The sequence below is a fragment of the Solimonas sp. K1W22B-7 genome, from assembly GCF_003428335.1.
In the GTDB taxonomy this organism is placed as follows: Bacteria; Pseudomonadota; Gammaproteobacteria; order Nevskiales; family Nevskiaceae; genus Solimonas_A.
Genome location: NZ_CP031704.1, coordinates 861,108 through 873,895 on the forward strand (window position 1 = coordinate 861,108; position 12,788 = coordinate 873,895).

Annotated in this window: 11 protein-coding genes; 8 read left to right on the forward strand and 3 right to left on the reverse strand. The window is 64.4% G+C overall.

All coding sequences use genetic code 11. The features are described 5' to 3' along the window. Positions 1-69: 69 nt before the first annotated feature. The 3 genes from D0B54_RS04165 (at position 70) to D0B54_RS04175 (ending at position 2,976) form a co-directional block, all read left to right on the forward strand. On the forward strand, positions 70-1,257 hold the full coding sequence (locus tag D0B54_RS04165) for an MFS transporter (protein ID WP_162932192.1): 1,188 nt from the start codon (positions 70-72) through the stop codon (positions 1,255-1,257). 13 nt (positions 1,258-1,270) lie between these two features. Next, positions 1,271-1,780, forward strand: a complete 510-nt coding sequence (gene ssb / locus D0B54_RS04170) for a single-stranded DNA-binding protein (RefSeq protein WP_117289476.1) — start codon at positions 1,271-1,273, stop codon at positions 1,778-1,780. A gap of 191 nt (positions 1,781-1,971) precedes the next feature. After that, positions 1,972-2,976, forward strand: a complete 1,005-nt coding sequence (locus tag D0B54_RS04175) for an IS30 family transposase (protein WP_117289342.1) — start codon at positions 1,972-1,974, stop codon at positions 2,974-2,976. Between the two features lie 55 nt (positions 2,977-3,031). On the opposite strand, the gene D0B54_RS04180 is transcribed toward D0B54_RS04175, so the two are convergent. Continuing rightward, a complete protein-coding gene (locus D0B54_RS04180; protein ID WP_162932193.1) occupies positions 3,032-4,084 on the reverse strand; it encodes an AraC family transcriptional regulator in 1,053 nt (350 codons plus the stop codon). A gap of 272 nt (positions 4,085-4,356) precedes the next feature. Here D0B54_RS04180 and D0B54_RS04185 point away from each other — a divergent pair, with 272 nt between their 5' ends. Further along, the gene (locus tag D0B54_RS04185) at positions 4,357-5,220 is read left to right on the forward strand and encodes an SGNH/GDSL hydrolase family protein (protein WP_205527265.1); all 864 of its coding nucleotides are present in this window, start codon (positions 4,357-4,359) and stop codon (positions 5,218-5,220) included. A 69-nt stretch (positions 5,221-5,289) separates the two neighbouring features. Here D0B54_RS04185 and D0B54_RS04190 read toward each other — a convergent pair whose 3' ends face one another. Continuing rightward, a complete protein-coding gene (locus tag D0B54_RS04190; RefSeq protein WP_162932194.1) occupies positions 5,290-6,162 on the reverse strand; it encodes a TetR/AcrR family transcriptional regulator in 873 nt (290 codons plus the stop codon). Between D0B54_RS04190 and roxC the strand changes: the two genes are divergently transcribed. Next, a complete protein-coding gene (gene roxC, locus D0B54_RS04195) occupies positions 6,064-8,547 on the forward strand; it encodes a putative rubber dioxygenase RoxC (protein WP_441347431.1) in 2,484 nt (827 codons plus the stop codon). The two genes, D0B54_RS04190 and roxC, sit on opposite strands and share 99 nt — an antisense overlap. Before the next feature lie 569 nt (positions 8,548-9,116). Here roxC and D0B54_RS04200 read toward each other — a convergent pair. Continuing rightward, entirely contained in the window at positions 9,117-9,737 is a 621-nt protein-coding gene (locus tag D0B54_RS04200; RefSeq protein WP_117289485.1) for a TetR/AcrR family transcriptional regulator, read from the reverse strand. Positions 9,738-10,004: 267 nt separating this feature from the next. Here D0B54_RS04200 and D0B54_RS04205 point away from each other — a divergent pair, with 267 nt between their 5' ends. From D0B54_RS04205 to D0B54_RS04215, 3 genes are read left to right on the forward strand one after another with little or no spacing between them, the layout of a single operon-like run. Next, a complete protein-coding gene (locus tag D0B54_RS04205; protein ID WP_205527267.1) occupies positions 10,005-10,862 on the forward strand; it encodes a lysophospholipid acyltransferase family protein in 858 nt (285 codons plus the stop codon). Positions 10,863-10,886: 24 nt separating this feature from the next. Continuing rightward, positions 10,887-11,771 carry an alpha/beta fold hydrolase gene (locus D0B54_RS04210; protein ID WP_117289487.1) on the forward strand — a complete coding sequence of 295 codons (885 nt, stop codon included), beginning with the start codon at positions 10,887-10,889 and terminating at the stop codon, positions 11,769-11,771. 6 nt (positions 11,772-11,777) lie between these two features. Continuing rightward, positions 11,778-12,779: a VOC family protein gene (locus D0B54_RS04215; protein WP_117289489.1), complete on the forward strand. Its 1,002-nt coding sequence runs from the start codon at positions 11,778-11,780 to the stop codon at positions 12,777-12,779. Positions 12,780-12,788 lie beyond the last annotated feature (9 nt).

The following is a 12,788-nucleotide window of genomic DNA, read 5'->3' on the forward strand; positions in this document are numbered from 1 at the left end:
GCGAAGCACGCTTCGGCAAGATTTTTGCGAATCCCGGCTGACCATTTCCGCATTTTCCGTCCTAACCCGATGAATTCCCTTGAATGGCGTGCCGTTATCGGCCTTGGCGCGGTCTACGCGCTGCGGATGATCGGCATGTTCATGATCCTGCCGGTGTTCGCGCTCTACGCGCGCGGCCTGCCGGGCGAGATCACGGCGCTGCAGATCGGCCTGGCCATGGGCGCCTACGGCCTGATGCAGGCCGTGCTGCAGGTGCCGCTGGGCATGGCGTCCGACCGCTGGGGCCGCAAGCCCATGATCGTGCTGGGAATGCTGGTGTTCGCGGCGGGCGGTTTCATTGCCGGGCACAGCCACGACATCCACTGGATCATCGCCGGGCGCGTGGTGCAGGGTGCCGGCGCGGTGTCCTCGGTGGTCTCGGCCCTGCTGGCCGACGTCACCCGCGTGCAGGTGCGCACGGTGGCCATGGCCATCGTCGGCGTCGGCATGGGCCTGTCCTTCATCCTGGCCATGGTGCTGGGGCCGGTGGTGTCGGGCTGGATCGGCGTGGACGGCATCTTCACCATGACCGGCGTGCTGGCCCTGCTGGCGGTGCCGCTGGTGATCTGGTTCGTGCCGCCCGAGCCGCCGGTCTCCACCGCGCCGGCCGGCAGCTTCCGCGAGGTGCTGCTGGACCCGCAGCTGCTGCGCATGGACGGCGGCATCTTCCTGCTGCATGCCTGCATGACGGCCCTGTTCGTGGCCGCGCCCTTCGCCATCGAGGCCACGCTGGCGCTGCCGGGCGCCGAGCACTGGAAGGTCTACCTGCCGGTGCTGGTGGCGTCGATCCTGCCGGTGTTCCCGCTGGTGCGCTGGGCCGAGTCCCGCGGCCAGGCCCGCCCGGTGCTGCTGGGCTCCATCGGCCTGTTGTCCGTGTCCCTGGCGCTGACCGGCCTTTTGCACGGCAGCGGCCTGGGCCTGCTGGCCTCGCTGCTGCTGTACTTCATCGCCTTCAATTACCTGGAGGGCTCGCTGCCCTCGATGATCTCGCGCATGGCGCCGCCGCAGCAGAAGGGCGCGGCGCTGGGTGTGTATTCCACGGCCCAGGTACTGGGCGGTGGCGTCGGCGCTCCCCTGGCAGGCTATGTCCTGGGCCATTGGGGCATCACCGGCGTGTTTTGCCTGGCGGCGGTCTTGCCGGTACTCTGGCTCAGCTTCGCGGTACGGCTGGCGCCACCCCCGGTGGCCGACCCCCAGCCCCTGAATTCAAGTCACTAAGGAGAGCGCGCTCATGGCACGCGGCGTCAATAAAGTCATCCTCATCGGCAACCTCGGCAAAGATCCCGAAACGCGTTTCTTCCCCTCGGGCGACGGCATCACCAATGCCACCCTCGCCACCACCGAGAGCTGGAAGGACAAGCAGACCGGCGAAATGAAGGACGCCACCGAGTGGCACAACCTGGTGTTCCCCGGCAAGCTCGCCGAGATCGCCGGCAAGTACCTCAAGAAGGGCTCCAAGATCTACGTCGAAGGCTCCATCCGCACGCGCAAGTGGCAGGACAAGGAAGGCAAGGATCGCTACACCACCGAGATCCGCGTGAACGACATGCAGATGCTCGACGGCAAGCCCGGCGGCGGCACCGGCGCCATGGGTGAGGAGCGCGGCAGCTACGAGCAGCGCGGCAGCAGCGGCGGTGGCGGCTACGACCAGCGCTCCTCCGGCGGCGGCCGTTCCGCCCCGGCGCCGGCCAGTGCGCCGGCCGACAGCGGCGGGTTCGAGGACGACGACATTCCGTTCTGAGGTACACCAAGGCCCAGATCTGTAAACAAAACCCCGGAACTCATTGTAGTTCCGGGGTTTTCTGTTTTTGTTTGCCGGAAATACTGGTTCGGGCAGACGCTAGGGCATTTCCGATTCACATCAAGACATTGGAGTCCGTCATACCGTGAGTTCACAAACCAAATGCAACACCCTATTACGAGGGTGCTGCAATGGGACGCAAGAGCTTTGAGCAGTTTGGAATCGAGGAACGGTGTGAGATTTCCCGTCGGCGCCAAGCCGGGGAGTCGATCCGGCAAATTGCGGCAGCTCTGGATCGCGCGCCATCGAGCATTTCTCGGGAACTGAAGCGCAACACTGGCGCGACGGGCTACCAGAGCGTCTATGCCGGCGAGCAAGCTCGGGCGCGCCGCTGGCAAGGTAGCCGGCTTCTGCGTGATGCCGAGCTGCAAGCCAGGGTTCTGGAGGGATTGCGCCGAGGCTGGTCTCCCGAGCAGGTATCGCGGCGGCTGGCTCAGCAGGATCTGCAGATCAGCTACGAGAGCATCTATCGCTTCATTGCCGCCCAGATCGCCCGGACCAACGACTTTTCCTGGCGTCTCTATCTGCCCCGTGCCAAGAGCAAGCGCGGCTTCCGTGGCCGCAAGGGCGGCAGCCCGGCAGAGCACATCCAGCAGCGGGTTTCGATCGAAAAGCGCCCCAAGGCTGCGGCTGACCGGCGCCAGGCGGGACACTGGGAAGCCGACCTGATGCTCTTTGCGCGCTATGGCCAAGCCATCCTGACCCTGCATGAGCGAACGTCCCGGCTGACCGCCATCGTCCGCCAGCCCAGCAAGGCCGCTGCGCCGGTGGCGCAAACCCTCCAGGCCTTGCTGGCCCCACTGCCCCCAGCCCTGCGCCGCAGCATCACCTTCGACAACGGCACCGAATTCGCCTTGCACTACACCCTGCATCAGCCCCTGGGCTTGCAGACCTATTTCTGCGATCCGCATTCCCCCTGGCAGAAGGGTGGCGTCGAGAATGCCAACGGGCGTTTGCGCCGCTGGCTACCCCGGGGAACCAACGTCGAAGACCTCTCACCAGACCAACTCTTGCAGATCGCTCAGATCTACAATCACACGCCACGCAAGTGCCTCGGCTTCAAAACCCCTGCCGAGGTCTTCGCCAAAGTGTTGCATTTCAAATGTGAATCCACCTACCGGCTTTCGCCAGTATGACGATGCTTCCATGGCAGGGCTCTTCCGTAGGCACCAGAACGAAAAATGCGCTAGCTCAGGAATCGTTCTCTTGCTGCCCGCATCGAGTCCTGAACTGGAGCGGTGTCAGGCCCGTCCACGATTTGAATGCCCGAAAGAACGCACTTCTTTCGGAAAATCCCGTCAGGTACGCAATTCTCTCGACGGGTTCGGTGCCGCTGATCAAAAGATGCTTTGCAAGCGCCTGTCGTGTTTCCACCAGAATCTGGTTGAAGGTGGTCCCGGCATCGAGAAGCTCGTTGCGCAGGCTCCTGGGAGAGCACCCCAACTCGGCTGACACATCCGACAGCATGCATCGCCCTCCCTCGATGTGCGTACTGATGATTCTTCGCACTTCTTCCGTCCGGTCGCGCTTCATTACCTTGCGCATCCGACGTTGCGCGACCAACTCGTGAACACTGGCCAGCTCAGGGTCGGCATGCGGCAGTGGCAGGTCCAGAAGTTCCCGAGGGAAATAGCAGCGGGTTTCCGCGGAGCGGAACCGGACAGGGCAACCGAAGATGCTCTCGAACTCTTCCTCCGCTTCCCCCTCGGAACAGCGCAACTCGATCAGGCTGGGCTTGAAAAGATCGCCGGAGCAATAACGCGCGGCCTTGATGAATCCATAAAAGAACGTGATCTCGCTGTGCCTCGGCGTATGGTCGTCTCCGAGCTTTCCTGCCAGCACGGCTTCGGGGCCCTTGGCATTCCTTGAAAGTTGCAGGCTCAGATCGTCGCTCACCAGCCGTATGTACCGCAGGACGCGCTCCAGGCCGACTCCCAAGGTGGGGCTGCTCACAAACAGATGGGTCAGCACTTCTCCGGCAAACGGAGAAAGCTGCGGGCAGAGGTGTAGTCCGATTTCCGGATCACCCGTGTACTGCTCCACCGCCTGCCAGAACACTGCCTGGTACTGGTGCGGGTGACTGGCGCCGGCCTTCATGAGGCGTGAGGAATTGATTCCGATCCGGCGATAAATTTCCTCCACGTCGATGCCTGCCCGCTTCATCGCGGCATGGGCATGCAGGAAGAAAATATTCGAGTCGGTCATTGGCGCCCTGGAGTGCTCGACTTTTTCGCGTAATTTCAAGGTGCTGTCAATCCTCCTCCTTGCCGCACTGCCAACAGCAATGTTGACGTGAAGAGCGCGGCGCTACGGTCACCGCGGTGGCGGAATCGTTCGCCTAAGGTTCGCACCCATAAGAGAGGGGGAGTGTGTGCGCAGGTTGGCGTGCTGAGTATCCATAGCGAAGCGGAGCATCCGTCCAGCCTCGTGGTTCCCGTTGTTCCGGCGACGGAGCTGTCCGTGACAACGGATTGCTGAAGTCCGGTATTCCACTGTCTTACCCTGGAGAGAGAAATATGCGAGGTTTCAAACGCGGAATCACCACGTTGATGATCGTGGCGGGTGTGGTGGGCTTCCCGCAGCTGGCAGCTGCCGAAAGCGGTGAATACATTGCCTTGGGCGATTCCTATGCCGCCGGCCCCCTGAATGGCGTGCTCGCCGGAACGCCGATCGGCTGCTTTCGCTTCGACCAGAACTATCCGCACCAGGTCGCCGCCGGCATCGGCATGGCATTGACCGATGTCACCTGCCAGAGTGCCGTGACGGCGAACATGTTGCAGCCTCAGTTCGTCGGTGATGGCTTCAACCCGGCCCAGTTCGATGTGTTGAGCACGACGACGCAGCTGGTGACGCTTACCATCGGCGGGAACGATCTGCCGCTGTCCGAGATGGTCGTGACCTGTGCGGGGGTGTCCTGGACTAATCCTTTTGGGGCGCCCTGCAAGGCGGTCTATACCGCCGGCGGTACCGATCGTGGTGCGCAGAAGGCCGCTGCCGTGGGGCCCAAGGTCGCCACGGTGATCCAGGGTATTCGCCAGCGCGCGCCCAGTGCCCGAGTGCTGGTCGTGGGCTATCCGACTTTGCTGCCGATGAGTGGCACCAGCTGCCTCAGTGGCGGCGTTCCCATTGCCGCCGGCGATCTGTCCTATCTCAACCAGATCGAGCAGCAGATGAATGGCGCGATCAAGATCGCAGCAGAAGCCAATGGCGTCGAGTTCGTCGATACCTATGCCTCCAGCCAGGGGCATGACATGTGCAAGCCGGCTGGCGTGCGCTGGGTCGAGGGCCTGATGCCCAGCACGACCGGCTTCTCCGTCCATCCCAACACTGCGGGTTCGCAGAACATGGCCGCGCGCGTGCGCGCCAAGCTGGGGTACTGAAGCGGCAGGATGCACGGGAGGCCGGCGCAAGGCCGGCCTCTCTTCATTACAAACAGATCAGTGCCGTTATCAGGGGTGAGCGGATTTGGCCCCCGCTGCAGCCGCAGCGACATGGGGTTCCAGATACCTGACCATCGTATCCACAATCTCCTGCTCGAAACGTGGACTCACCCGACCATATGTGCGCACCGACATCCTGAACACTGTCATGCCGATATCGACCATCAGTTCGACAGCATCGATCGGCTCCCGCGGCAAGGGGCGGCCCGCTTTTGCAAACATGCGATGGGTCATTTCGCTCAGATGGCGCACGGAGTGGGATTGCGCCTTGAAGCCTTCGGCCATCAAACCGCTGCCCAGGATCACGAGCTGGGCAATGGCGTCCTCATTGAAGTAGTGGGTCAGCGCACGCACCATGCCCGCGATCTGTTCCCTCCAGCGACGTTCGGGATGAGCGGCGCCTTCTGCCATTGCTCTCCTTTCGAATTCTTCCAAGGCCTGATGCGAGAGTGCATTCAGAATGGATTCCGCGGTCGGAAAGAAGTGATAGATGCTCTTGCGGGAAAATCCGAGGCGCGCCGCCAATGCCGGAATGGTCAGTGCCTCCAGTCCGCCCTCAAGCAGCAATTGCCTCGCGCCCTCCAAGACGCTCTGTACACGAAGCTGCCCCCGGACTTGGTAGGGCTTCCTGGCAGTAGTGGTACTCAAGTCATTCATTTTCCTAGCATAACCAATTTCGCACATAAGTGTGATTGACTCAATTCGCACATGTGTGCAATTCTTTCTCGCATAACTGCTGACCCGCATTTGCGGCGACAGCGAATCGACAAAGAGGAGAAGAAGATGCGCGTCGGAAGTCACCGATATCTTGTCGGCGCTCTTTTGGTCCTCGCTCTGGCTGCTTGCGGTGACTATGGCAGCCGCAGCGATGGAGCGGGCCACAACGGCGCTGCGCAGGCCCGTTCGATGGAAGAGCATTACACGCGCAACGTGCAGCCCAGCCTGGATTTCTGCCGCAGCTGCCATGTGCCTGGTGGCATCGGCGACGTCGACACGGGACGCAAATTCCAGCTCAGCAGCAATCGCGCGGAAGACCTGGCCAACCTCAAGGCCAGTTGGGAACGCCTCGGCGGCAACAACCCGACCTCGCGCATTCTGCTGATGGCCTCGGGACAGGAGACGCCGCATAGCGGCGGGGCGCCTTGGCCGAAGGACTCGGCGGCTTACAGGAACATGTCGATCCTGCTGCAGTGTTTCGCCGACCCTGCCGGCTGCGTGGGTCTTCTCGGCGGGGCCGGCACGGTGTCGCAGCTGCCGCTGCTGGGCAGCAAGCGCGCCAGGCACCTGTGGCAGACGTACTGCGAAGGCGACGGCACAGCCGCCAGCCCCGCGCAGGCCGACAGCGCCGTGCTGCCGCCCGACCCGCGCACGCTGATCGTGCCCGGCGTCAACCAGAACAAGGCGGTGTACTACAACGCCTGGTATGAAGACTGCCACGTCGCGTCGCCCGAGGCGGAGCAGTCGCCCAAGACCTGCGGCGAATACCGCGCGCGCCGCGGCCGCGGGCTCAAGTTCCTGCAGGACGACCTGGCCATCGCGCAGACCACGGCTGCCGAATTCAATGACACCTGGAAGAAGTGGGGCCTGACCGAGCGTCCGGCCAACTTCGACCAGATGTACACCCTGCGCTACGGCCTCAACCACGCGCCCTTCAACAATCCCTATCCGCTGCCCGGCGAAGACCCCAAGACCACGGCCGGCGGCTCTGGCCAGCTACCGCTGGGCCTGCGTCAGATCAAGGACGCCGACGGCAACTGGACCGGGCAGATCGGCAGCACCGACTGCCACACCTGCCATGGCGGCCAGATCGGCGATCCCGCCTCCGGCGAGCCCGAGATCGTAGGGCTCTCCAGCCTTGGCCTGGGCAACGCCAACTTTGACTCCCCCATGATCGCGAAGGACCAAGCGCCGCTGGCCGCCGTGCTGGCCGGGTCGCCGCTGAGCGCGCTGCCGCCGATCAACCCCGACGCCCTGGTCAGCGCCAACTCGCTGGGCATCGAGCAGCGCGGCCAGAACAACGCGGTCGGCACCTTCGAGCTGCTGCTGACCGTGCTCGACTACGACTCGCTCGGCCTCAACCCCAACTTCACCAAGCTCTACACGGCGGGCGGCCTGGGCAGCGTGCAGGACGTGGACCACCCGATCTCGCACACGCAGGACACGCCGGCCTGGTGGAACTGGGGCTCGCGTCCGCGCAAGTTCTACGACGCCGGTCTGTCCAACGACAGCCAGCGCATCCTCATGGCGGCCGGCGCGGGCGATGGCGGTGTGGTGCTGACCCTGGACGGCAAGCCCTACCGCGAGCGCATCGAACACTATGACCAGGACGTCGCGTCCTACCTCCTGTCGCTGCAGTCGCCTGCCTATCCCGAGTCGATCGACACTGCGCTGGCCGAGCAGGGTGCGATCCTGTTCCACGCCAAGAACCTGTGGGCCGAAAGCCTGCACAATCCGGTGCCGAAGCCGGTCGGTGGCAACGGCTCCTGCGCCGGCTGCCACGGTGCCTATTCGCCAAGGTACGTCAACGACCCGGCTTATCTGGAGAGCCCGGTGCTGGAAGGGGTCGCCGGACACATCTCGACGCTGGACGTGATCGGTACCGATCGTGCGCGCGTCGACTTCGCCGCGCCGGTGCTGCGTCGGGTCTGGGACAGCACCTGGTTCGCGTATCCGGAAAGTTCGCCGGGCTACGTGCGGCCTGAAGACAAGAGTCCCGTGACCGAGAAGATCGACGACAACCTGCCGCTGGCATTGCGTCCCAAGGGCGTCTGCGGCTGGGAGAAGGAAGTGATCGGCTACCAGGCGCCACCGCTGTACGGCACTTGGGCGACCGCGCCGTACTTCCACAACGGCTCGGTGCCGACCATCGAGCAGGTGCTGGACTCCTCCAAGCGCTCGCCGATCTGGCGCCGCAAGCTGCAGACCGAGGGACCGGTGACTGGATTCGATCAACGCCTGGCAACGGCCTATGACTTCGACGCGCTGGGCTGGAAGCACGACTTGCTGAGCTGCTCCGATATTCCCGGCAACATGCTGGAGAACTGCAATCCGCTGGATGAAGAAGGGCCCTCTGTGGTGCAGATCGTGACCAACCTGCTGGCTGGCCTGGGCTGGCCCGGCGTTCTGGTACTGCCGCAGACGGCTCCGCACAAGCGTTTCGTCTACGACACGCGCAGCCTCGGCAATGCCAACACGGGCCATCAGTTCGCCGATGTCCTGACCGACCAGGAGCGCAAGGCGATCATCGAATACCTGAAGACACTTTGAAGGCACTGACGAGCAACACGGCATGGCGGCACCAACAGTAGGCGCCTCCAGGCGAAGACGGGGGCACCCGGAGGGCGGGGGCCGCCTGGGCGCAGGGCGTCGTCCCGAGCCGCTGATGTACGTCTAGTACACGGCGCGTCTCGGGACATAGCCCTGCGCCAGAACGGCCTCCGTCGCAGCGATCGGGGAATTGATGACAGGCCCTGGTGGCTTGCTTCCCACTTACTCCAAATCAGGGCGTCTTCCGATTTCCTTCGCCGGAGTTTTTGAATCTGGCGAGATGAAAGCTGTACCAGAAGAACCCCAGCATCGCGCCGAAAAAGAGGGCGAAGGCGTAGCCCCAGAGAGGCGACGCGGAACTGTGGTTGTATCCGCCTCCTTTCGCACCCATCGGCGTGCCGCTGATGGCGGACCACAGGAACACGCCGATTAGGCCATATGAGTCAATCGCCTAAAATTGACGTTCAACGGGTGTGGTCGACAGAACAGAACTGAAGCGTCGCTTCAGTCAGCGGAAGTTTCCCAGGGCCCATCGCAAGATGGGCCTTTTTGCTGGCCGGCCCGCGGCCTCAGGCGATCTCGGCCAGCGGCGGCAGTTCGGCGACAGACAGTTTCCGGGCGTCTTCCGCGCCGACGCCCAGGCCGCGCAGCACCATCTCCACCGTGTCGGATCCGGCATCGCGCCAGGTCCGCAGCCCTTCCAGCACCAGCATGATCGCCGCCAAGGTGGAGCCGGCGAGCAGGCCCAGGGCCGTCGCCGCCTGGTCCGGGCGGAAGTCGTAGCGCTTCTGCTGCAGCCCCAGGACGAGGTCATCCATGGGCGGGCCCATCCAGACCTTGCGCATCGATTCGTTGGTCATTGCGAAGTGCACCAGGAAGCGCCCCCAGTGCGGTTCGTCGTGGGCGCGGCGCACGTACAGGCGGATGCCGGTGGCCAGGCGCAGGGCGGGGTCGTCGATGCCGGCAGCGGCATAGCTGGCGACGATGCGTTCATCCATTTCGTCGGCGAGCTGCGCGGCGACGTGCTCGAACAGGCGATCCGGCGATTCGAGGTTGTTGTAGATGGTGCCGCGGGCGACGCCGGCGGCCTGGGCCAGTTCCCCGACCGTGACCTCGGAAGTGCCCTTCTCCGCGAAAAGACGCAGGGCCGCCTGGTGGATTCTCTTTTGCGCAGGGCTCATGGCACTCATGGCGGCCTCGACTCTGTCCAGATTTTGGACACTATTGTCCAAGAATCGACGAACTTCCTCGGGTGAGTTTACCCCGAATATCCCTGCCAAGGCAGCGCTGCGGTCTCTCCTGCCTTGCAAATCAATGGCTTGAATCGCCTGAGGTACTTTGCAAGCGGCGCAATACATTGATTGACATTATTGAACAATAATGTTCAAATAAGATCATTGTAGTTTTAAGAGCGGCCCGGACTCCGGCTGCGGGACCCAGAGCGAGGAGTGCGGTAGATGGACGCCACCAATCCAGACGACATCCTGAAGTTCGTGCCGCCTTCCCGCCGGGAGATGCGCCACTTCATGAAGCTGGCGCGCAGCTGGTTCTACCCGGAGTTCCTCGGTCTCTGGGAGCTGGACCTGAAGAAGCCGGCGCTGTTCGTCGGCAATCACACGCTGTTCGGGTTGACCGACGCCCCGCTGATGATCGAGCACCTCCACACCCAGTACGGTGTGATGCTGCGCGGCCTCGGCGACCGCGGGCATTTCCAGGTGCCCTGGTGGGGCGATTTCCTGGCCAGGCACGGCATGGTGCTGGGCAGCCCCGAGAATTGCTCCGCGCTGATGAAGAGCGGCGCGCACGTGCTGGTCTTTCCCGGTGGCGCGCGCGAGGTGATGCGCCGCCGCGGCGAGGCCTACCAGCTGATCTGGAAGCAGCGCGCGGGCTTCGCGCGCCTGGCCATCGAGCATGGCTACGACATCATTCCCTTCGGTTCGGTCGGCCCGGACGAAAGCTACCGCATCCTGCTGGACGCCAACGATGTGCTGAAGCCGGGCTGGCGCCGGACGCTGGTGGAGCGCAGCGGCCTGCTGGAGCTGACCCGCGGCGGCGATTTCATTCCGCCGATTCCGATGGGCCTGGGTCCGACGCTGATCCCGCGTCCGCAGCGCTATTACTTCGGCTTCGGCGAGCGCATCCAGACCGCGCATCTGCAGGGCCGGCAGCAGGACAAGGATCTGGTCTGGGCCCTGCGCGAACAGGTCGCTGCCGCGGTGCAGGGGCAGATCACCCGCCTGCGCGACTACAGGAAGGAGGACCGCATGCAGAACTGGAGCCGCGTGCGCCGCTTCCTCGCGCCGCTCTACGCCTGATCCCGGTTTTCCATGGAGACTTCAATGACCGTGATGCAGAACATTCCCGGCCTGCGCTCGCGCATCCTGCAGTTCGGCCGCCGACGCATCCACCTGAGCGAAGCCGGCGAAGGCTACCCGGTGCTGATGCTGCACGGCGGTGGCCCCGGTGCCTCGGGCCTGTCGAACTACTCGCGCAACATCGCCGCGCTGGCCCGGCACTTCCGCGTGCTGGTGCCGGACATGCAGGGCTATGGCCAGAGCAGCAAGGGCGTGAACCGCGCCGATCCCTTCGGCGATCTGTCCGAGGCGATGCTGGGCCTGCTCGATGCGCTGAACATCGAGAGTGCGCATGTCGTGGGCAATTCGCTGGGCGGAGCCTGCGCGCTGCGCATGGCGCTGGACCAGCCCCGGCGCGTTTCCGCGCTGGTGCTCATGGGGCCCGGCGGCATCGGCACCACGCGCGGCCTGCCGACCCGGGGCCTCAACCAGCTCCTGAACTACTACAGCGGCAGCGGCCCCTCGCGTGACAAGCTGCGCAGCTTCATCCGTGAGTCCCTGGTGTTCGACGGCAGCCAGGTTCCCGACTCGATCATCGAGGAGCGCTACCAGGCCAGCATCGACCCGGAAGTCATCGCGGCGCCTCCGCTACGCCGCCCGCCGGGCCTGGCCGCGGCGATCCGCATGGACTTCACCCGCGATCGCCGCCTGGCCCGGTGCCAGGTGCCGACGCTGGTGCTCTGGGGCAGGGCCGACAAGGTCAACCGCCCCAGCGGCGGTGCCGCACTGCAGTCGCGCATGCCCAACTGCGACCTGTACCTGTTCGGCAATGTCGGCCACTGGGTGCAGTGGGAGCGGGCCGAGGAGTTCAATGCCACGACGGCGGGCTTCCTGCAGCAGCAGACGCCGGTCGCGCAGCGCCGCGGCTGAAGCGTCATGACGGAAAAGCACCCTCACTCGCTGTTCGGGGCTGTGCGCATGGGCTACGTGCTGATCGAGTCCGAAAAGATCGATGAGTGGCGGCGGCTGCTGAAGCAGGGTCTCGGCATGCACCTGGCGCACGAGGATTCCGCGACCCTGGCCTTCCGGGTCGATGAGCATGCGCGCCGCGTCATCGTGGCGCGGGGTCCATCAGAAGACTTCGCCGCCGCCGGCCTGCAGGTGGACGACGGGCAGGCGCTGGGCGTGATCATGGGCCGCCTGCGTGATCGCGGCATCGCAGTGGAGGCCGGCACGGAGGAGGAGTCCACGCTGCGCGGCGTGAAGTCCTTCTACCGCTTCAAGGGGCCCAAGGGGATGGCGCTGGAGCTGTACACCGAGCCGCTGCTTGCCGACGAACCCCTGAACATGCTCACCAGTGCCTTCGTCACCGGCGCCAGCGGCCTCGGGCACCTGGCGATCACGACGCGCCTGCCGGAGAAGATGCTGCGCTTCTGGCAGGAGATCTTCGATGCGCGCCTGAGCGACCGGATTTCGCAGCCCATGGGCGGCGCGATGCTCGACATCAGCTTCCTGCGGCTCAACGAGCGGCATCACTCCATTGCGATCGCGGCGACACGCGGCCTGCGCATCGATCCGATCCGCACCAAGGCGCAGCACTTCAACCTGCTGGCCGCGACGATGGACGACCTGGTCAATGCCTACGGGCGCCTGCGGGACCTGGGCTGCGAAATGGCGCACGAAATCGGCCAGCACCCGAACGATCGCGAAGTCTCCTTCTACGTGCTGACGCCCTCCGGCTTCGAGCTGGAGCTGGGCTGGGATGCACTGAAGGTCGAGGAAGCCGGCTGGAAACCGACCGCCCACTACAACGCCATCAGCCTCTGGGGCCATCGCCCGCAGAGGGCGTCCTTGCTCCGCGGCATTGGCACCCACCTGGGTAACGCGGTCCGCGGCGCGAAGAACGCGCTGCGGCCCGAGTACTCCCCGATCCGCTAACGAGATTCC